Genomic DNA, 320 nt, shown 5'->3' with positions numbered 1-320 from the left:
AAAACACAGTGGGTTTCACCTAAACGAGCGCAACTATCAAGCTCAGCCATTTCGTCAGCAGCAAATGAAGCGTTTGACAGGATCACCGCAGAGCAATTTCCACGGCACAATACACTCTTTATTTGTTCAATATCTAAATGAGCTGATTTTGAATCTAGTAAATTATTTACTTTATTTTTACCTTTAAAACTAACACACAGCACTTTTGAAATATCAACACCATGGGTATGAGCTAACTGCTCAATCGAAGACTCTTCTGGGTTGATAAAAAGTACCCATTTTTTTTCTTGATTATTTTGCTGGCAAATATTTACATAATG

Annotated in this window: 1 protein-coding gene; it reads right to left on the bottom strand. The window is 35.6% G+C overall.

Translation table 11 applies throughout. The annotated features are described in order from the left end of the window. Positions 1-320: hypothetical protein (locus AACQ14_RS24315; protein ID WP_339366110.1), on the bottom strand; the 320-nt coding region annotated here is incomplete at both ends.

The sequence above is a fragment of the Vallitalea maricola genome (assembly GCF_036985595.1).
Taxonomy (GTDB): Bacteria; Bacillota; Clostridia; order Lachnospirales; family Vallitaleaceae; genus Vallitalea; species Vallitalea maricola.
Note: the sequence above shows the minus strand (reverse complement) of the source record. Positions and strands in the feature narration are given on the sequence as shown.